Below are 19,213 nucleotides of genomic sequence, written 5' to 3'. Positions count from 1 at the left end.
CATGAGGGGTCGGGGTTCAGGGTTCGGCGTTCCGGGCGCGTCGCCCCGAAATCGGACTGCGGCGGGTGCCCGCGCCGGACTGACCCTCGTCGAGGTTCTCTTCGTCATGATCATCTTCGCCATCCTGATCGGGCTGGTCATCGGCCTCGGCCGCTATGCCGACACGGCCACCCGGATCAACCAGGCCCGGGCCGATCTCGGCGAATGGTCCGTGGCTTTAAGCCGGTGGCACGACACCTTCGGCGAGTATCCGACGTCCCCCGACGACACCGTTGGTGGCCTTGTGTCCAATACGGTTCCGATCACACGCCTCACGGTCGCCGAACAGCCAACGGATTACGCCGCCGCCGGTGCTGGGTCGAACACGCTCGCCATGACCGCATTCTTCCGCGACATGCCGCTTCAGGACCCGTGGCGGCAGTTCTATTTCTACGAGGCCCGCACCAACGCGGCAGCCACCGCGTCAAGCCATTCCCTGTATTCGGCGGGCCCGGACGGTAATCCAGAAACACCCCATGACAACATCTATTTTTCAAACTGACGTCCGCACACCCCTCGTGACGGACGGCTCCCGCTTCGGATTGGGCGCGGTTGGCCGCCGCGCCTTTACCCTCGTCGAACTCTTGCTTGTCATCTCCATCATCAGCATTATCCTCGGAATGCTCGTCAGCACCGTGCGCGCCGTCCGCCGCTTCAGCCGCCAAACCATCACCTGCGGCGAGATTAAAAACATCGAGGCCGCCTGGAAGCAATTTTACGCGCACTATCAGTATTGGCCGAACGCGGAGATGATCGGCGATGTCCCGCGCACGGATGTCAATGGGGATGCCCAGTACGAGCTCCTCGCCCCGCTCGCGCGGATGCTCGAAGGATCGAACATCACCAGCATCGTCGAGATCCCCGCCGGCATCACGACCTACAACGCCGATAAGATCGCGTTCCTCGAACTCGCCCGCTTCAATGCCCAGGCCGATCCGGTCAACGCCTGGGGGCGTGATCGCACGATTCCCCTCGCCGGCAAGACCCCCAACACCTATGTGGTCATTTTCGATAGCAATGGCGATAATCAGATCACGGTTCATTTTCCAAGCGAATTTGGGGTGCCGGCGACCAACATCTTCCGCTCGGTCGTCGTGTGGACCGAGAATCCCGAGTACAGCGTGGGCGCAGCCGCAGACGGCGGTCCGCCGCGCTATTTTGGGAGTTGGGTGGAGTAAATGAAACGCGCCTTTACCATCGTCGAGTTGCTCGGGGTGATGGTGATCCTCGCCACCCTCTTCGGCTTGATTCTCCCCGCCGTGAAACTGAGCATCCGCGCCGCCCAGAAGAAACAGGCGGCAGCCGACGCAACCGCCTTGTCCCAGGCGATCATCCGCTACCGCCAGACCTACGGATTCTGGCCGGGGCTCGAAGCCATTGTCGACGATACGGGGACCTCGTCCTTCCTCATCGTCGGAACCAACCTCCCGGCGTGGGCCAATCCGGCGGCGCTCAATCTCGATGCATCCGGCGCGCCAGACCTCGCTGACGTCATTCTCGCCCTGACACCGGCCGATGACAGCGCCAACCCCCGCGGCATTCGCTTTCTGGACATCCCGGACTCGCGCCTCCGAGACGGTGATCGCTTTCTCGATCCTTGGGGAACCCCCTACGCGATTGTGATCCATCCCCCAGACGAGATCGCGGGACGCCCGGTCGGATGGAGCGATGTCGTCGCCTTCTCCTTCGGTCCTCCCGGCCGCATCGTCTCAGACGCCGATAACCTGATCTTTTCCGCGGGGGTGCCCCGATGACTGTGCGCACACGCACTGGCCGACACGGCTTCTCCGTTCTCGAACTGGCATCCGTGCTCGCCATTCTCCTGCTGATCCTCGGCGCGATGACGGGGGCGTTTCTGGGCTGGCAACACGGCGCGGCGGTCCGGGGCGCCGAAGACCAGATCACTGCAGCGCTTTCCCACGCGCGCCAGATGGCCATTCTCAGGCGCATGCCCATCGGGCTGGCCCTCGGGGTGACAACGAACGCGCCCGGCTACCCGCCTCGAGGGTATTGCTTCGCTTTTACCAACGATTTCAACACGCCTGTCTCCGAAACCACCTTCCTCCCCCTGCGCTCGTCCCTCTCGGTTTCCAATGCATGGGCGACGATCCATCCGGATCTCGGCCCGTTTGTCATCCAATTCCTCCCCGACGGCCGCACCCAGCCCGATCTCGACAGCGACCCGGTGGTCGTCACCATCGGAATCACCCGCAACGGCGCATCCACCTCCCGCAGCATCCGCCTGGACCCTCTCACCGGCATCCCGCGCAGTCTGGAAGGTGAACTATGAACACTACGCCCGTGATCGTATCGCGCTCACGCCGACGCCGCGCAGGCTACACCCTCATCGAAATCGCCTTTGCCTCGCTCATCATCGGCGTCGCCTTTCTCGCGCTCATCGGCCTCGGCCGCCTGGCCGTGCAGGGAGCGGTTGACGCCGAGAACGATACCCGTTGTGCCCTCCTCGCGGATGATGTCTTCACCACGCTGCGCGGCGTCTCAGATACTCTGTGCGCCTCGGGCGGCCCGTCCGACTGGGCTGCGTTCTGGCTGGCGTTTACAACGACAGACGGCGTCTCCATCCCCTTTCAGACCGCCACGAACATCCCCGCCGGATACGTGGACGCCGTCAGCGTCGACCCCTTAACAATCAACGACACGCCCCGTCTTTACGGCGATGGCACCGTCACCCGTCTGGCGTTTGTCGACACCCACCGAACCCGCCAATGGACCGCCCAACTTCAGATCACCGCCACCGCCACCAACGCGCTCTACATCGGCGCGGATTACGAATACGTCACCGGCCCCGCGACGAACGTGAACCTGGTCGCCGTGACGCTCCACATCTGGCCCAATGCGTTCGACCGCCGCGATCGATCGCACAGCGTCCTCACATTCATCCCCTACCAAGGACTGAACCATGGCCGCGTGGTTGAAGATTGATCGGAAACCGATAAAATCGATACTATCGACAGTATCGAAAGCGTTGCCCGCGCGCCCCCCCCCGAGATCCGGCTTTACGCTCATCGAGTTGATCGCGGCCATGGCTATCTTCATGCTTCTGGTCGGCGCGCTGATCGTGGGCACAAACAACGCTTTTGACACCTGGCAGGGCGCCTCGTCGCGCACCCGAACGCTGGGCCGGGGCCGCGCAGCGCTCGGCCTCATCGTCGAAGACCTCCTGCATGCCACCAGCCTCTCCCATGCCTTTGTCCTCGCCCACGAGCCCACCCGTCCTCCATGGGCCTTTGACGACGATGACGCCGTTTGGTCAAACGTTGCGGAATTCGACCGCGTCGCGCCAGCCCCGTCTGCAGTCGGCGTTGCGCCGGATGGTCGTGTGCGCTGGCGACTCGAAACAACCAACACCATCTCGACCCTCATCCGGGAGATCACCTATGCGACGAACGACACCACCCGTGTCACCGAGGTGCTGGACGGCGTGACCCGCCTCCGTTTCGTTGCCCTTGCGGAAGACCCCGAAGCTGAATCCCTCACCGCGATCACAACCAACACCCTCCCGGCTTCCATCGATGTCTTGATCGAGCTTGTGCCGCCGGACGCCTTGCGCAAGGCCTCAGGGATGGCCGATGAAGACCGAAAGGCCTTTCTCGCCCGCCAGACGCTTCCGCTCACCGCCCGCGTCACCTTCCCGCATTCGCGCGTCCCGCCGCTGGTCTCAGCCACCAACAGGGTCGTCCTGTCGGGGCAGGTGTTGCAGGCGGACAGGACGCCCCTCACCGTCGCTATCGACCTCGCGGGCGGACAAACCGGGTTCATCCAGGCCGATGGAGGCGTCTACGGCGTCACGGCCCGCCAGACGAGCCGGCCCATCCGCCTCACGCCACAGGAACCCTCCAGCGGCCGCGCCGGACGCTACACCCCGCGGTGGCGCGTCTGGTGGCCCGCATCCGGCAGCCGCGACGGCTTCGATTTCATCTGGCGAGAAAGCGACATCACCCTCTCGGGCCTCATCACCCGCCAAGGAACGGCCGAACCTGTCCCAGGCGTGATCCTCGACTTCCCCATGGCCGGACAAGCCATCACCGGCAGCGACGGCACCTACCGCATCGGCGTGGATTCCGGTTGGCCTTACGACGGCTCGGAGGCGCGTGTCACGCCTATCCATCCCCGGACGCCCGGTGGCCGGTTCGAAGCCATCGGCACCGGCGCGGCTGGCGAACACCATCTCTTTCGGGATGTCCTCGAGGACCAGACCGACCGTGATTTCATCTGGTTCCCGCCGGACCTGGTCCTCACGGGCGAGGTGGTTTGCGGCGAATGCGCGACGCCCGTGGACGGCGTACGCCTCCGCGCCGCCGGCGACGGCATCACGCGGGATGACATCACCGCCGATGTCGGCCGCTACACGATCCCCGTGCCGTACGGCTGGAGCGGCACCCTCAACGCCGTCTGGTTCTGGGATGACGATGAAGATGACACTGTGGGCGTTTTCTTCAACAGCCCCGTCCGTTTCAACACGGTCACCGAATCGGCGTACACACGCTTCCGATGGCTTCCGAACGCGGTGATTTCCGGATCCGTTTATCGTGCCACCTTTGACACCCACACCGTTCCGTTCTCGCGCGCGTTCCATCTCTACACCCAGTGCCTCGACCGCGCCGAAATCCCGTCCGGGATTTACCCCGGTCGCACGGCGGCAATCAGCAACGGCACCTACACGATATCCGCCCCGCACCAGTGGTACCATACCGGGGAAGACCGCATCCTCTTCATCAACCCCACCCACAGCAGCGGCGGTGACAGCCACGGCGTCTACGACCCGCCTTTTGTTCGTTTCAGCGCACCACCGAGGAGCAACACCTCCGCCGATTTCATCTGGTTTCCGTGCGACCTCTCCATCAGCGGTGCGGTCACCAACGGTCTGGGCGAGGCGGTGGCGAACCAAGCGGTTTTCTTCATCTCCAATTGCCTCGACATCGCCCCGACCAACGCCATCGAACACCTCGTGCTCACGAACATCGTCACCACCACTACCCCGGCCGTGACCACCCTCACGGCCGTCGTCATTCTTAACGACACGACCAATCTGGCTTCTTCGGTCGAGATCGAGCGTGGCTTTGCCTTCCTGTTCAACGACAGCCGCCACGCCTTTGCCGAAACCCCGCGGGTCTACACCGCGACCACCGGCGTCTACACCAACTGGGTGAGCCTCGGCTGGAGCGGCGCGATCCTGCCGATCGCGACCAACCGGACGTTTCTGCCGACCGCGGTCTTTGTGGAGAACCTCACCAGCAACCTCACGGGAGTGGTCTTTGGCCGCGACTGACGCGGCGCCAGCGATCCGATAATCTCGATAATGTCGATATTTTCGATTCAGCAGATAAGAAAGGAGGACTCTTGGACACACCCCAAAAAACAAGCCCGCACCCTTTCGCCGCTCGTCAGTCCTCCCGCTCCGGCGTGGCGCTCGTGATGACGCTCGGTATCCTGGCCCTGATTTGCGTGGCGGCCATTGCCTTCATCGCCTCCATGCGACTCGAGCGCGCCACCGCGCGGCTCGAAGCCGACCGCGCCACCCTCCGCGGGATCCACCCGGTCGCGCTGGCCTCGGCCATGCGAGATGTCACCTGGCAGCTCTACGAGCGCGTCTATCCCATTGCGTGGTGGGATTATCATGATCCGGACGGCACGCCGCAGGCACCCCCTTCCTCCGGAGCCTGTCTGGGCAGTTTCTACCTGCAGGAAAGTGGCGTCTCCTTCCCCGCCACCTCCGTCAAACTCTTCACAGGTGCCGTAACCAATCTGGTCCCCGGCGCGGTCCACAGCAACGCCGCTGCGGTCGAATCGATCTGGGTGCCTGTCACCAGCGTCTTGACGGAAAGCTCGGAACCCGGAGAGCAAACCGACCCCCTCGCGCCGCTCATCGACACCGTTGTCATGAGCCGTGTCGCCTACCTCATCATCGACTGTTCCGGTTTTCTCCCGCCGGTCCCAACCAACGCGATGGACGCCAGTCCCGCCCGCTACGCCGCCCAGATCCACCTGCCACCCGAGCTGCGCGACCACACCTTCTACCTCGCCCACGACCCAGACCCCGAGCAGTTCTTTACGGTCCGGACAGAATTCGTCACGAACACCCCTCCGGCCCCAGGGCTCTTCAGCACGCGCGTCATCAATAAATTCGATGTGAACAGTTGGACCAACAGGCTGTCGACTCTCGCGGAGGGCGAGGCACCGCTCGCCTATGACCCTGCTGTCGGAATGCCCTGGCTCGCCGCCGACACACTCGAACCGTGGTATGCGGCCGTGACGCAAAACTTCTCTTACGCCGGTTTCACGGACGACGGTCATGCCGAGAAACTCACCTGGAACCTCCTCAACCTGCTCGATGCCGACCGCATCCCGCAATACCGTCAACGGGATGGCACCCCCGAGCCGCTGCCTCCGTCACGCATCCCCTACGGCTTTGAGGATCTCCCCATGATCAACGAGGTGGCGGTGAACGCGGTCGGGGGAGACGCCTACAGCGTCTCGGTGGAACTGTGGTATCCGTTCGAACCGGACACCGCTCCTGAAAATCTGGTGCTGGCGGTCGGCATCTACACCAACCGCGCCGACATCCCTGATCGGGCCACTGTCCCAGGGCCAGCCGAAGGCCTCGGAGCCTTCGGCTTCACCAACGTCATCCCGGTATTGTACAGTCCGGATCGGCAAGTCCATGTCGCCGTATCCACGCGACTGGTCGTCTTCGAGCCTGAGGGCGATCCGCCGAGACATCCACCACTCGGGCCCGCCCATCCCCTTTACATCTGGCCTCGCCTCTACCTCCTCGACACGAACACCACGCCGAACGTCCACGTCTGCGTCGACGAGGCCCTGCTCGTCGCTCCAGCGGGTTTCGAGGCTGTCGATACTGTCGATATTTTCGAATGGACCGACACCGGCTCCTGGCAAGCACGAAACCCCTTCTTTAACCGGGTGGCCGACGACGGCGATTTCGACGGCCCGCCGACCCTGTGGGAGCGCAATGCCACCCTCGAGAGCGGCTTCGAGTACCCGCGCTTTCATTTGAATCGCCCGATGCTATCCGTCGGCGAACTCGGCTATCTCGGGCTTGCGCAAGCAGGCACCGGCACGGTGGCGCTCGCAACGGCTGAAGGAGCCGCCTTGCTCGACCGCTTCACGACGCTTCCGACCAACCGTCTGGAGAAGGCATCCGCCAGTCGCCTGCAGCCGAACTCGCCCTACCCGGAAGTGCTTGCCGCGTTTTTTCGCGATCCGGTCTTCTCACGCCCCATCGGCCATGCCGACACCCCCGCGTATGAAACACTCACCCGCGCATGGGTCGAGGCCCGCACGGCCTGGACCAATGCCAATCCCGGCACCAGCTGGAACACGTTCTCAGATCTCTTCCCCGTACTCGCCCCGGCCCTGGACGCCGTGCTTCGCGAGACGTCTATCGGGCTGGATGAGACCGATCCGGCTGTGTTCACCGATATCACAACACTGCCGCGGGGGCAGATGGTCGAGGATCTGCTGCGCGGCCTAGTCGACCAGACAACCTTCCGGCAAAACCTCTTCGTCATCATTGTCGCAGCCCAACGCCTCTCGCCACCGATCGGCACCGCCACCCAGCGCGTCCTGGCCGACCAGCGTGCCGCCGTCACCGTCATCCGCGACGCTTACACCGGTCGTTGGTCCGTCCACGACTGGTGCCCGCTGACCGAGTGAGCCTGAAAGATCCCGCAACCCGTTGCACCACACACCTCGCACCGAGTGGCGCATCGGCTGTTGACTGTTTCGTCTCATTGACGGGGCACTGCCACTCGTGATACTCTAGCGCTACTGATCGTTTTGGGTTTGTCAACGGCGTTTCCCGGAGATTGAGCGGCGTGCAGAAAACAATCTATCTATCACGAGCCGGGCGACTGCGGGTCGTCGTCTGGGTCTTGGCGGCCCTGTGTTTCGCCATGCCGGCGTTCGGGCAGATCCAGGCGACCGTGCGCGAATTGCGTGAAAGCGCCTTCAAAAAATTCACTCTGGGCGAGTTCGAGTCGGCGATCCCTGAATTCCAGATGCTTATCGAGACTCTGGGATCTGTCACGAGCACACAGGGGCTGGCCGAGATGGAGGCGGTCTACTACAACCTCGGCCTCTGTTATTTCCTCACCGGGCAGTTTGCACAAGCCGAGCAGGCGTTTGTCGCCTATTGCAAGAAATACCCCCGCGGGGCGCGTCTTTCCGAATCGTTTGTTTACATCGCTGACAGCCTGCGCTTTGTTTCCAAGCATCAAGAGGCGATCAAGGCCTACAAGGCGGCCTTGGCCAAATTCAGTTACGGATTCGACATGCTCGCCGACATTCATGCCGCAATCGCACGCTGCTACCTGGCTCTGGACGACTGGGCGGCGGCACGCGAACCGCTGCGCGACGCCTTCCGCACAGCCCCCGATTTCCTGCGCCGCAACCGGGCCGCCACGCTGCTGGCCACGTCGTATTTGAAGACGCTGACGCTTGATCAGCTCTACCCCATGATCCCCTTTCTGCTGCGGCGTGACTCCCACGCCTCGCGCTCGATCGCCTTCAATCTTTCGGCCATCGAGGCGGGCGACGAATTGTTCGGCGACGAACGCTATCGTGAGGCGTTCTGGCTCTATCGGTTGGTATTTCCTTACGAAGAGGTGCAGATGCGCACCGAGTCCCATCTCGAATACCTCAAGCGGCTCGCGGAGTATGAGAAACGCTTCATGACCGATCCCCGGCGACTGATGCGGATCATGGAGTGGATTGGCGATACGGAATTCGAACTCAAATCGCTCGCGGAGGTCGAGAATTACGATCAAGACCTGTTCTACCGTCTCGCCCGAGGCTACATGGAGGCGCTCCGCTACCGCGAGGCGTGTGCAGGGTTTCTCCACCTCCACACCATCGCTGGAAAGGAACGAGCCGAGGAATCGCTCTATTTAGCGTTTGTCTGTGCCTCGCGCATCCAGCCCAACGACCGCTGTTACACCATCGCCCGGCAGTATATGGATAAATACCCGGCGGGCACCTATTACGACGACCTCACGATGTTGGTGGGTCAAATGATTGCCCAAGAAAAGCGCTGGCCCGACGTGATCCGTCACTTCACCGAAGTGTTGCAGGTTCGGCCGGATCACCAAATGGCCGCCGAGTGCCTCTTCCTCCTTGGCTACGCGCATTTCATGGAGGAACAGTTCGAGCAGGCGACGGCCCGGTTCCGCGAGCTGCGCGAGCGGTTCTCCGGCTGGGAGCAGATCGACGCGGCGATCTATTGGACGGCGATGTCCGAGATGTTCGCGACCCATTTCGAGGCGGCTGAGAAGGACTTTGGCCTGTTGCAAGAAAGCGGCGGGACCTCGACCTTCATCGAAGACGGCAGCTACCGCCGGGCGGTCTGCAACTATGCCTTGGGGCAGTACGATCTGGCCGACACCCGTCTGAAGGCATTCATCGAACGCTATCCCAAGGGGAGTCTGCGCTATGAAGCGCACATGCTTCGCGGCGACGTGGCGGGCACGGTCGGCCGCACCGACGACGCCGTGGTGTGCTATCAGACGGCGCTCACCGCCCCGGACGATCTGATGAACATCGAGTTTTACAACCATTGTGCTTTCCAGGCGGGGCAGATTCTGTACGACGCCGAGAAGTTTGAGGACGTGCGCACGCATTTTGCCTCCTACATCCAACGCAACCGCCCGGATTCAAACATCCCGCTGGCCGTTTATTGGACGGGCCGGGCGCTCTTTAATCAGGGCGAGCAGGTCGGTGCCATCCGTTACTACCGCGACGCCGTCACGACGTTCGGCGCTGATCGAAAAGCGATGGGGGTCGACCTGATCCTCGACGAGTGGATCGGGACCACGAAGCGCCTCTCGTCGAACGACGTCGCTAATGCCTGGTCGGAGATGGAGGCCGCCTGGAAGCGGGCGGCCGCCTCGGGCGACACCGTCAGCCGACTCCGCTACCAGCGGGTCCTGTTGTATCGACCCGGCTTGACGCCGAGCGTTTACAACAACATCCTCTCTAATTTGCTGCAACCCGAAAACCTCGAGCACGCCAGCCCGGCGGTGATGGAGACGATGCTGGAAGGGGCGCGGACACGCTTCCAGACCAATCTCGCAACCCGCGTGGCGCAGGCGATCCTCACCGACTACCCCGAAACAGATTTTGCCCTCGATGCACGTATGTTGCTGGCCCAGTTCGCCATCGAACAGGCGCGTGAAGCACCTGCCGAAACCGCGCAGAAACTCCTTGGCGAGGCCGTGGCCCATCTCACGATCATCCGGGATGTGTTCGCAACGAGCGGCGAAGCGGCCGAGGCGCTGTTGCTGCTGGGCGCGATCTTCCGGGATCAGGGCAAACTCGACGACGCTCAGAAATGCTTTGAATCGGTGTTGGGTGTCAAGGGCTGGCGCGGCGCGTGGCCCGAGGCGCTTCACGGTCTGGGCCTCTGTGCCGAGGCGCGCAAAGACTGGCTCAAGGCCACCGCCTACTACGAGCGGATCTACGTCATGTACGGCAACTACCGCGCGTGGACGGCCAAGGCCTACCTTCGGCGCGCGGAATGCTTGCGCCGCGCCTACCAGGACAAACAGGCGCGGGAGACGCTGGCGGAGATGCTGGCGCAAGACGAATTAAAGGCTTTCCCCGAGTATGTGCAGGCCGGGGAATTGCTCACCCAGTTGGAGGGGCGCGGCTTATGATGACTCAGGCCCATCACACCGTACGCACGGACCGAATGGCCAAACCGATTTTGGCGGGGGCATGTTCGCGGTGCGCGTTCCGCACGCGCACTCTCGCCGCGCTGGCGATCGCCGTCTGCGGGGTTTTGCATGCGCAAACCCCGGTGGCCGCTCCGCGGCCCGTGACGCTCCCGCCGATCAAGGCCCGGCTCCTGATCCGCGAAGGCGACAAGGACGCGACCATCAACCGCGAAGTCGTCCTGCTGGGGCACACCGCACAAACGCTGCTGGCGCAGGCGGCCCGTGGCGATTCCGCGTCCTTCCAAGTCGATAAGGCGCGGGTGTTGCGGTGTGAGTTTGCCCTTGACTACGACCACGCGGCGCTGTCCGCCGCCGTGCGGGACTATGACTGGGCGGCCGCCGTGCGGACGCTGGCTCCGAGCCTGCGCGTGGCGCTTCCCTACCTCGATCTGGCGGACAACAACGGTCTCGACCTGGCCATGGATCTGGGCACGTACATGATCTTATCGGCTGACCGCGAGCGGCGCGCGGCGTCTGACGCGGCCACCCGCGAGCGGGCGATGAAGCAATACGAAGCCGCGTACGATGTGTTTCGCGACGCCGGACGCGCCGACTGGTCGCCGCTCGCCCCCGTGGCGATCCTTAAGGGATGTCGCGCCCTGCTCTCTCAGGGCAAGGACGAGGCGGCCGCCACCAACCTCAAGCGGGTCGAAAATCCGGATCCCGGAGATCCCGCCTACGGCCACTACTGGCTCGTTCAAGCCGAACTGTTCCGCCGCGCCGGCAAGACACGCGAAGCGATCGATGCCATCGTCAATTCGATCGTCTTTGCCGACAAGGACGCTGAAACCTTCCCCTCGGCTCTGCTTCTGTCGGCCGACTGCTACACGGCGCTCGGCGAGCACCACCGCGCCCGCGACGTGTACTACGAGGTCGCTGTTCTTTTCACGGGAACCGACTGGGCGGCCGACGCTCGAATCGGCCTCCAAGCGATTATGGACGGTAAAAAGACGCTCGAACCCGAAAAAACGCCGATTGAGAATGTGTTCTTCAATATGACCGAAGACATGAACAAGCTGGCCGATGAACTGCTCAAAACCCCTGCCGAACCGAAAACCACAGTCGGCGCGCCGAAAGCAGTTGCATCCGGTAATTTCTGACGACGCCCCAGCGGCGCGTCTCGTGTGACAACAGGATGAAGGAGTGAGGATGATGAACGGGAAAAGTCAGGTAAAGCTTGGGGTGATGATGTTTTTGGCGACCGTGGCGGTGCTCGTGGTACACGCGCAAACCGGCGGCGACGGCGGATCAGCGGCGCCCAAGGCCGGCAAGTCTTTGCTGGACTTGTGGAACGTCGGCGGACCGGTCATGTGGCCGATCGGCCTCTGTTCGGTGCTCGGGATCGGACTGACGGTCTATTGCGCCATCCAGTATCGGCTTGAAAAGATGGTCCGGCCGGACATTCAGCCGACGCTGCGCAAGGCGTTCGGCGCGCTCGATTTCAAGACCGCGAGCGCCGTGTGCTCAGGCGCACCCTGCATGCTGACGACGATCCTGAGGGCTGGCCTGATACGGCTCGAAAGCAGTCAGGACGCCGATGTGGCCTCGTTTGAAAAAGCGATGGAGGAGGCATCCGTGGAAGAGGTCTCGGAATGGCAGAAGCCGCTTGGACACCTTTCGCTGGTGGCGCAGATCGCGCCGATGCTGGGATTGCTCGGAACCGTGACCGGCATGATCGGGGCGTTCGACAAAATCGGCCTGGGTGCCATGGGCTCCCCCGAGAAACTGGCGGCGAACATCGGCGAGGCGATGATCACGACTGCGGCCGGCTTGATTGTGGCCATTCCATCCATGTTCACCTATTTCTATTTCAAGGCGCAATTCACCAGCAACGTCGCCCGGGTGTCGCTCCTTCTCGGCAATCTTTCGCACCACCTCGGCATGGCGCTCAAGTGTGGCGGCCTGGTTGAGGAAAGCTCGCCTGCCGCCGCCCCGTCAGCCCCAATCGGACGAACCCTGTAACACCCTCCCTGAAGCGGCCGGCGGCGAGAGCGAGGTGCGTGATGCGCATACCGATGGATGATAAAGAAGAGACCAAGGTGCAGATGGCGCCGATGATTGACATGGTGTTTCTGCTGATCATCTTCTTCATGACGGCCTCTCACATGAGCGCGAGCCGGAGCAAGGATCTGGACATTCCGGTCGCGGATCGCGGCGTGATTCCCAAAGATCGGCCCGCCCGCTGGACGGTAAACATTGCTCAGGAGGGGACGTCCTTCCGGATCTTCAGCGGCCTCGAACCGGTGACGGTCGCCGAATTGAAGCGATTGGTTACGGAACGTCTGAAACAGGAACCGGATCTGAAGGTGTACCTCCGCGCCGACAAGCAGACGCCCCACAAGGATGTCAAAGCCGTGATGAGCGCCATGGCCGAGGCGGGGATCGGCGACTTTATCTTCGGCGTCTTCTCAACAGGCAAGAATGGGGGCGACCAATGAAAATGAAGCTCCCCGATCAAGGCGATCCCGATCTGGACATGGCGCCGATGATCGATATGACCTTTCTTCTGCTCATCTACTTCATCTGCACCTGCACGCTGATCATGCCAGAGGCCGATCTGGGTATCCGGCTGCCCGGCATGATTGCACAGGCCACGACGGTTGACATGCCCGACGAGCAGATGATCGAAGTCCGCAAGACCGGGGAGGTGTATCTGAACGACCGCTCGTTTGATTCCTCCACCTCGACCGATCTGCCCGATCTGGTCGCCACGCTCACCCGTTACCGCCTGAGCGCGGAAGCGGCAAGCGGCAAAGCGTTAATCACCATCATGGCCGATGGCGACACGTCGCACCAACGGGTGATCGACGTCATGAACGCCTGCGCGGCGGCCAAGCTCAAGGACATCTCGTTCGCTGGGGCGTCCGAATAATGCTTCGGATGGGGAGAAGTCGAGTATGAGTTTTATAAAAACGTTAAAACGCTGGGTCAATCCAGATGGTCACGCCTCGTCGCGCAAGCAGGTATTGCGCCTGGTCCTGATCGGCAGTCTGGGCCTCCACGCGCTGGGCGCTGTCATTTTTGGCGGCATCCGGCTCGTCACCTCGATGATGAAGGAAGAGACTGTCTTCGTGGCGCAACCGCCGGTGCGGACCTACGAGCCGCGCCAAGTCGAATTAAAGGTTAAGGTGCAAAACAAACAACGCAGTTCAAGCCGACCCCAGGTGGTGCCGCGACTGGTGGCGGCCCGCCCGGCCAACATTTCACTGCCCGACATCAAGGTTGACCCCAAACTGGTGACCACGACGTTCCAGCCGAAGTTCAAGGCCGTGAGCGGAACGGGCTTGGGCGTCGGTCTCGGCTCTGGCTACGGAACGTCGGGCTTCGGCCAGGGAGTGTCGCAGGTGAACTTCTTCGGCATTCAGGCGGTCGGGGAGCGGATTGCGGTGTGCGTCGATGTGTCGGTGAGCATGGTCGAGGAGGAGCGCGGCGGACCGGCTGGATTCCTTCGGGTCAAACAGCGGGTCGGCGACGTCATCGATGCCATCAAGGACGGCACGCAGTTCAACCTGATCGTCTTTGCCGACGGATGCTCGATTCTTGAACCGGGAAAAATGCTTTTCTCCACCCCGGAGACCCGCACCCAGGCCAAACAATTTTTGACCCCGTTCAACACGGAAGGGCAGTGGGGCCATGACGGCGGAAATTTCAGCGGATTCGCCCATGGCCTCAAGGGGGGCGGCGGCACGACGCGACTCGATCTCGCAATTGCGGCGGCGATGTCTCAGGGCGCCGACACGCTGCTGATCATCAGCGACGGTCTGCCGCAGGTGCGGAAAGTGTTGACCGAAGAGCAGCGTGAGGCCCGCAACCGCATGCTGGCGGACTGGCAAGCCCAGAACGCGGGGGCCCTACAGGCTTACGAACGGGCCGCAGCGGCCGCACCGCCGGCCCAAGTTCGCACCCGCCGCGTCTGGGTGCCGCCACAGGCCGCGCAGCCGGCGCGGCCGCCGTCCAAGGCAGCGCCCCGCGAAGGGAAACCAATTGATCGCGGCAGTCCCGCCCGTCCCGCCCGCGAAGGCTATTGGACCGAGGTGACGGAAACCATCGGCGGCGGTGGCGGCGGTGGCCCCCCCCGGCCGACACCGCCCGCGCCCCCGCCGCTCGGCAATTGGACCCTAGCCGATTTCGTGCAACATATCAGTCTGATCTATAAGGATGTTTACGTCGCCAAGGGCCTCAAGCTGCCCCGCATTCACTGCATCGGCTATCAGATCGACAAGGACGGCGGTGATTTCCTGAAGCGGCTGTCCGAGCAGTATAAGGGACAGTTCCGTATGGTGCGCAAACTGCAGTAGGGATACATGGCGACTCACGCGCCACGGCCTCGAACCAAACAATCGCCCCTCACATCGGGTGGAGGACTCCCGCTCGGGCTGCTGGCGCTGGTGCTTCTGACGACTGCGGTCGCATGCGTCTCCGTTCTGGCCGTGACCCTCAGACACGATCCAAAAACCTCGTTGGATCAGCTTGTTCCCTTCGGCCTGTACGCCGCATCGCTGCCGCTGGTGTGGGTGTGGCTTCGGCTTTCAGGGTATCGCGGCGACGGAGTCATTCCCGCAGCGGCGCTGCTGCTGACGGGTCTCGGGATCGTCATGCACTTCCGGATGGGAACTGATGCCGGGACCCGCCCCGGGGCCATGGCCTGGCTCGCCTATCCACTGGGGCTGGTGGGCTTTCTCGCGGTGATCGGACTTCTGGGAAAGCAGCGGGTGGCCGCCTTGAACCGTATCGGCTGGCTCTGCTATCTGCTGGCCATCGGCGTGCTGCTGGCGATGGAGGTCTGGGGACGGCGGTACCGCGGCGGCGTCTACATGCCCGGCAATTTGAATCCGTCGGAAGCGGTCAAGCCTTTGTTGACACTCTTTCTCGCCAGCTTTCTCGCCCGGCGGACGCAGGCGTTCTCAGAAACCCAAACGGGGCGGCCCGTTCCGCCCCTGCGGGACCTGCTCGTGCTGGGCGCGCTGTGGAGCGTGCCCATGGTGCTGATTCTCCGGCTGAACGATCTGGGTCTGCTGGTCCTGTTGAACGGGGTCTTGATCGTGATGCTCTTTGCCAGCACCCGCCGCCTGGGTTATCTTGCGTGGGGTGCGCTCGGCATGGCGGTCGTCGGATTTGCCGCAGCGACGGTTTCGCATCACGCGCGGCTCCGGCTGGATGTCTGGCGGAACCCGTTTGCCGATCCGACAGGCACCGGCTGGCAGATCCTCCAGGCACTTTCGGCGATGTATTCCGGCGGCCTGTGGGGTTCGGGGATCGGCGCAGGTGCGCCGCACACCGTGCCGATCGTCACGTCGGATTTTATTTATGCGGCCTGGGCCGAGGAACTCGGTCTGGTTGGTTGCTCGCTTTTGCTCGCCGTGTACGCCATCCTGTTCGCACGGGGATGGCGGGCCTCAGCCGCTGCGTCCACGCCTTTTGTAACCACAGTCGGCGCGGGTCTAACCGCAGCGCTCGCCTTCCAGACGATCCTCAACGTCGCGGGCGTCACCAAGGCGATGCCGATCACCGGAATCACCCTGCCGTTCATCAGCCACGGCGGCAGCAGCCTCGTCACCTGCCTGATCATGGCCGGGCTGCTCGCCGCCGTATCGGACAGGCGGTGACCCGCGAACCCACCGGATGAAACAGGCGCGCCAGATCACAGTTCGCAGAATGCGCCGTCGTCCGCGAGCGTCTTGCACGGATAGCGCCAGGTCCGCCCGTCGCGTGCGAGGATCGCCTCGGCTTCCGCCGGGCCCCATGTTCCGGCCGGGTATTCAAACAAGCTGCCGGCTTGCGCATGGTAGCTCAGAATCGGATCAATGAACGCCCAGCAGGCCTCCACGGCATCGCCCGACGCATAGAGCGTGGCATCGCCGTTCATGCAGTCCAGCAGCAGCCGCTCGTACGCATCCGGTATGGCCGTCGCTGCGAGATCCTTGTAGTGAAAATTCATGTTGACATTCTTCACCTGAAAACCGGCGCCCGGCTCCTTCATGCCGAAGGTCATGAGCACGCCCTCGTCGGGCTGAATCCGTATCACGAGCTTGTTCGGCAGGGCGCCGGGAACCGCCCCGAAGACGGGATGCGGGCTTCGCTTGAAATGAAGCACGACTTCGGTGACGCGGGTGGGCAGCCGCTTCCCCGCTCGCACATAGAACGGCACATTGTGCCAGCGGGAATGATTGATGAAGAGCTTGATGGCGGCATAGGTTTCGGTGCGGCTGCCGGGCGCGACGCCCGGTTCGTCACGGTAGGCCGCGACGGCCTCTCCGCCGATGCGGCTGGCCGTGTATTGTCCGAACACGACATCCCGCGCCAGTTCGTCCTGCGTGAGCGGCCGCAGGCCGCGCAGCACCTTGAGCGTCTCGGTATGCACGCACGCGGCGTCAAACTGCTGCGGCGGATCCATGGCGGTCATGGCCAGCACATGAAGCAGATGGTTCTGGATCATGTCGCGCACAATGCCGCTGTGATCAAAATAGCCGGCCCGGTTCTCCACGCCCAGACTTTCCGAAGCGGTGATCTCGACCGCCTCAACGTAGCGGTAGTCCCAGACCGCATCGAACAGCACGTTGGCGAATCGGAGCACGACGAGGTTCTGCACGGTCTCCTTGCCGAGGTAGTGGTCGATGCGAAAGATCTGATGATCGGCAAACCGGCGACGGAGCGTGTCGTGCAGCTCCCCGGCCGAGGCGCCGTCGTGGCCAAACGGCTTTTCGATAATCAGACGCTTGAATCCATCGGCTTCGTTATGCAGGCCATGCTCAGCCAGAAATACGGGAATTCGGCGGGAGAGATCCGGCGGCGTGCTCAGGTAGAACACGACGTTCGCCGGCAGGTTCCGACGGGTCTGAATGTCACGCAGCCGCTCCGCGAGGCGGACGTAATCCGCGCCATCACCGGTGTTTAACGTGAGATAGGAAAAGCATTGGACAAAACACAAACGCTCCTGCGGGTGCTCGTCGGCGCGGACGGGAACAAACCGATCCAGACTCGTGCGCATCTCGTCACGGAATTGATCGTCGGTAAAAGGCGTTCGCCCAACGCCCAGCATCACAAACGGCAGCGGCAGCAGGTGCTGCCGGTGGAGGGAGAAGAGGGCCGGGAAGAGTTTGCGCCGTGCCAAATCGCCCGAGGCGCCAAAAATGACGAGGCTCTGTGGGACAGGGACGGTCGCCGACATACAAGATTCCCCGCGTCCGCTGTAACTGGCACCCCCTAGGGGAGTCGAACCCCTCTTACTAGGATGAGAACCTAGCGTCCTAGCCGATAGACGAAGGGGGCGCTTTGAACAACGAACGGTGGGCACTATACGCATTTTAGCCCCCGCTGTCAAGACGCTGATTTTTGTCGCATACAAACACACGAATTTGTCGCGCATGCCCCTGGCCGTGACGCAACGGATCGGCCGGCTGCCCGGCGTGCAGGCCACGCACTGGCAGTGCTGATCGTGCGTGAGACTGCTAGCGATGGGTCCGTCGCGGCGTCTGGTCGGCGACGCGCTTCATGGCTTGGATGTGCGCCGGTGTTGTCCCGCAGCATCCACCGATGATCGCGGCGCCAGCCTGGATCAGACGGACGACCTGGCTGGCCATGTCTTCCGGTTCTTCGGGAAAGAGATCGACGCCGTTGACGTTCCGCGGCAGGCCAGCATTGGCATGCACCAGGATCGGCGTGTCCGGGGCGACAGCGGCCATCGCCGTGACGATGTCGATCATCCCCGCGATCCCATTGCCGCAGTTGGTGCCGATGATGTCGGCGCCCGCCGCGATCATCGCCCGAGCCGCCTGTTCCGGTGATACGCCCATCATGGTGCGGTAATCGCCGTTTACCGTTTGGGCGAACGTGAAGGTCGCGATGGCTTCACAGGAGGTGTTCTCTTTCACCGCCCTCACCGCCAGCGCGGCTTCCGTAATGTCGCTCATGGTTTCAATGCACAGGGCGTCCGCGCCGCCGCGGGCCAGCGCCAGCGCCTGCTCCCGAAAGCTGTCATACAGCTCCTGCTCGGTCACGTCTTCCATCACCAGCATCTTGCCCGTAGGCCCGATCGAGGCGATGACCCATTTCTCACCACCGGCTTCGGCAGCCGCCTCCGCCGAAAGACGGGCACCGGCTTCATTGATCTCAGCCGCGCGGTTTTTCAAACCGTAGTGGTCCAGCTTGAAGGAATTTCCGCCAAACGTGTCGCTCTCGACCATGTCGGCGCCGGCCGCGAAGTAGGCCTGGGCGATCGCTTTCACGTCGGCCGGACGCTCCACCGCCCAGAGCTCCGGGCATTCGCCCGGTTTCAGGCCTTTTTTCTGCAGGAGCGTGCCCCAGGCACCGTCCGAAATCAGCACCCGTCCACCTTTCAGCGCTTCCATTAGTTTTCGCTTTTGCAGAGCCATTGGCATCCTCCTTTTACTACGAGCAGCAACCGTTCACGGCAAGGAACGCCA

Annotated in this window: 16 protein-coding genes and 1 tRNA gene; 14 read left to right on the top strand and 3 right to left on the bottom strand. The window is 62.9% G+C overall.

Annotated features, from left to right (window positions below; all coding sequences use genetic code 11):
• The first annotated feature begins 1 nt into the window (after position 1).
• From FJ222_00290 to FJ222_00225, 14 genes are all read left to right on the top strand, one after another.
• Positions 2-541 carry a prepilin-type N-terminal cleavage/methylation domain-containing protein gene (locus FJ222_00290; GenBank protein ID MBM4162877.1) on the top strand — a complete coding sequence of 180 codons (540 nt, stop codon included), beginning with the start codon at positions 2-4 and terminating at the stop codon, positions 539-541.
• Complete coding sequence (locus FJ222_00285; GenBank protein ID MBM4162876.1) at positions 516-1,217, top strand: prepilin-type N-terminal cleavage/methylation domain-containing protein; 702 nt, start codon at positions 516-518, stop codon at positions 1,215-1,217. The genes FJ222_00290 and FJ222_00285 overlap by 26 nt, the downstream gene beginning before the upstream one ends.
• Positions 1,218-1,793: a hypothetical protein gene (locus FJ222_00280; GenBank protein ID MBM4162875.1), complete on the top strand. Its 576-nt coding sequence runs from the start codon at positions 1,218-1,220 to the stop codon at positions 1,791-1,793. It abuts the gene before it with no gap.
• Complete coding sequence (locus FJ222_00275) at positions 1,790-2,329, top strand: hypothetical protein (GenBank protein ID MBM4162874.1); 540 nt, start codon at positions 1,790-1,792, stop codon at positions 2,327-2,329. The genes FJ222_00280 and FJ222_00275 overlap by 4 nt, the downstream gene beginning before the upstream one ends.
• Complete coding sequence (locus FJ222_00270; protein ID MBM4162873.1) at positions 2,326-2,982, top strand: hypothetical protein; 657 nt, start codon at positions 2,326-2,328, stop codon at positions 2,980-2,982. Before FJ222_00275 ends, FJ222_00270 begins: the two co-directional genes overlap by 4 nt.
• Positions 2,960-5,329, top strand: a complete 2,370-nt coding sequence (locus FJ222_00265; protein MBM4162872.1) for a prepilin-type N-terminal cleavage/methylation domain-containing protein — start codon at positions 2,960-2,962, stop codon at positions 5,327-5,329. The genes FJ222_00270 and FJ222_00265 overlap by 23 nt, the downstream gene beginning before the upstream one ends.
• A gap of 71 nt (positions 5,330-5,400) precedes the next feature.
• The gene (locus FJ222_00260; protein MBM4162871.1) at positions 5,401-7,734 is read left to right on the top strand and encodes a hypothetical protein; all 2,334 of its coding nucleotides are present in this window, start codon (positions 5,401-5,403) and stop codon (positions 7,732-7,734) included.
• A gap of 161 nt (positions 7,735-7,895) precedes the next feature.
• Positions 7,896-10,730 (top strand): tetratricopeptide repeat protein, encoded by a 2,835-nt coding sequence (locus FJ222_00255; GenBank protein MBM4162870.1) that lies wholly within the window; start codon positions 7,896-7,898, stop codon positions 10,728-10,730.
• A complete protein-coding gene (locus FJ222_00250) occupies positions 10,727-11,890 on the top strand; it encodes a hypothetical protein (GenBank protein ID MBM4162869.1) in 1,164 nt (387 codons plus the stop codon). The genes FJ222_00255 and FJ222_00250 overlap by 4 nt, the downstream gene beginning before the upstream one ends.
• 49 nt (positions 11,891-11,939) lie before the next feature.
• The gene (locus FJ222_00245) at positions 11,940-12,752 is read left to right on the top strand and encodes a MotA/TolQ/ExbB proton channel family protein (GenBank protein ID MBM4162868.1); all 813 of its coding nucleotides are present in this window, start codon (positions 11,940-11,942) and stop codon (positions 12,750-12,752) included.
• A 41-nt stretch (positions 12,753-12,793) separates the two neighbouring features.
• A complete protein-coding gene (locus FJ222_00240; protein MBM4162867.1) occupies positions 12,794-13,228 on the top strand; it encodes a biopolymer transporter ExbD in 435 nt (144 codons plus the stop codon).
• A complete protein-coding gene (locus FJ222_00235; GenBank protein MBM4162866.1) occupies positions 13,225-13,662 on the top strand; it encodes a biopolymer transporter ExbD in 438 nt (145 codons plus the stop codon). Before FJ222_00240 ends, FJ222_00235 begins: the two co-directional genes overlap by 4 nt.
• Positions 13,663-13,687: 25 nt before the next feature.
• Positions 13,688-15,088, top strand: coding sequence for a VWA domain-containing protein (locus FJ222_00230; GenBank protein MBM4162865.1), 1,401 nt, complete (start codon positions 13,688-13,690; stop codon positions 15,086-15,088).
• A 6-nt stretch (positions 15,089-15,094) separates the two neighbouring features.
• Entirely contained in the window at positions 15,095-16,396 is a 1,302-nt protein-coding gene (locus FJ222_00225; GenBank protein ID MBM4162864.1) for an FtsW/RodA/SpoVE family cell cycle protein, read from the top strand.
• Positions 16,397-16,431: 35 nt separating this feature from the next.
• Here FJ222_00225 and FJ222_00220 read toward each other — a convergent pair whose 3' ends face one another.
• From FJ222_00220 to FJ222_00210, 3 genes are all read right to left on the bottom strand, one after another.
• Positions 16,432-17,958, bottom strand: coding sequence for a glucose-6-phosphate dehydrogenase (locus FJ222_00220; protein MBM4162863.1), 1,527 nt, complete (start codon positions 17,956-17,958; stop codon positions 16,432-16,434).
• A gap of 26 nt (positions 17,959-17,984) precedes the next feature.
• Positions 17,985-18,059, bottom strand: a tRNA-Glu gene (locus FJ222_00215).
• Between the two features lie 179 nt (positions 18,060-18,238).
• Positions 18,239-19,138: a methionine synthase gene (locus FJ222_00210; protein ID MBM4162862.1), complete on the bottom strand. Its 900-nt coding sequence runs from the start codon at positions 19,136-19,138 to the stop codon at positions 18,239-18,241.
• Positions 19,139-19,213 lie beyond the last annotated feature (75 nt).

This window comes from Lentisphaerota bacterium, assembly GCA_016873675.1.
Taxonomy (GTDB): Bacteria; Verrucomicrobiota; Kiritimatiellia; order RFP12; family JAAYNR01; genus VGWG01.
Note: the sequence above shows the minus strand (reverse complement) of the source record. Positions and strands in the feature narration are given on the sequence as shown.

Excerpts from the sequence above, each read along its gene's own strand:
- FJ222_00290 (MBM4162877.1), top strand. The coding sequence starts at position 2 with ATGAGGGGTCGGGGTTCAGGGTTCGGCGTTCCGGGCGCGTCGCCCCGA.
- FJ222_00285 (MBM4162876.1), top strand. The coding sequence starts at position 516 with ATGACAACATCTATTTTTCAAACTGACGTCCGCACACCCCTCGTGACG.
- FJ222_00280 (MBM4162875.1), top strand. The coding sequence starts at position 1,218 with ATGAAACGCGCCTTTACCATCGTCGAGTTGCTCGGGGTGATGGTGATC.
- FJ222_00275 (MBM4162874.1), top strand. The coding sequence starts at position 1,790 with ATGACTGTGCGCACACGCACTGGCCGACACGGCTTCTCCGTTCTCGAA.
- FJ222_00270 (MBM4162873.1), top strand. The coding sequence starts at position 2,326 with ATGAACACTACGCCCGTGATCGTATCGCGCTCACGCCGACGCCGCGCA.
- FJ222_00265 (MBM4162872.1), top strand. The coding sequence starts at position 2,960 with ATGGCCGCGTGGTTGAAGATTGATCGGAAACCGATAAAATCGATACTA.
- FJ222_00250 (MBM4162869.1), top strand. The coding sequence starts at position 10,727 with ATGATGACTCAGGCCCATCACACCGTACGCACGGACCGAATGGCCAAA.
- FJ222_00245 (MBM4162868.1), top strand. The coding sequence starts at position 11,940 with ATGATGAACGGGAAAAGTCAGGTAAAGCTTGGGGTGATGATGTTTTTG.
- FJ222_00240 (MBM4162867.1), top strand. The coding sequence starts at position 12,794 with ATGCGCATACCGATGGATGATAAAGAAGAGACCAAGGTGCAGATGGCG.
- FJ222_00235 (MBM4162866.1), top strand. The coding sequence starts at position 13,225 with ATGAAAATGAAGCTCCCCGATCAAGGCGATCCCGATCTGGACATGGCG.
- FJ222_00230 (MBM4162865.1), top strand. The coding sequence starts at position 13,688 with ATGAGTTTTATAAAAACGTTAAAACGCTGGGTCAATCCAGATGGTCAC.
- FJ222_00225 (MBM4162864.1), top strand. The coding sequence starts at position 15,095 with ATGGCGACTCACGCGCCACGGCCTCGAACCAAACAATCGCCCCTCACA.
- FJ222_00220 (MBM4162863.1), bottom strand. The coding sequence starts at position 17,958 with ATGTCGGCGACCGTCCCTGTCCCACAGAGCCTCGTCATTTTTGGCGCC.
- FJ222_00210 (MBM4162862.1), bottom strand. The coding sequence starts at position 19,138 with ATGGAAGCGCTGAAAGGTGGACGGGTGCTGATTTCGGACGGTGCCTGG.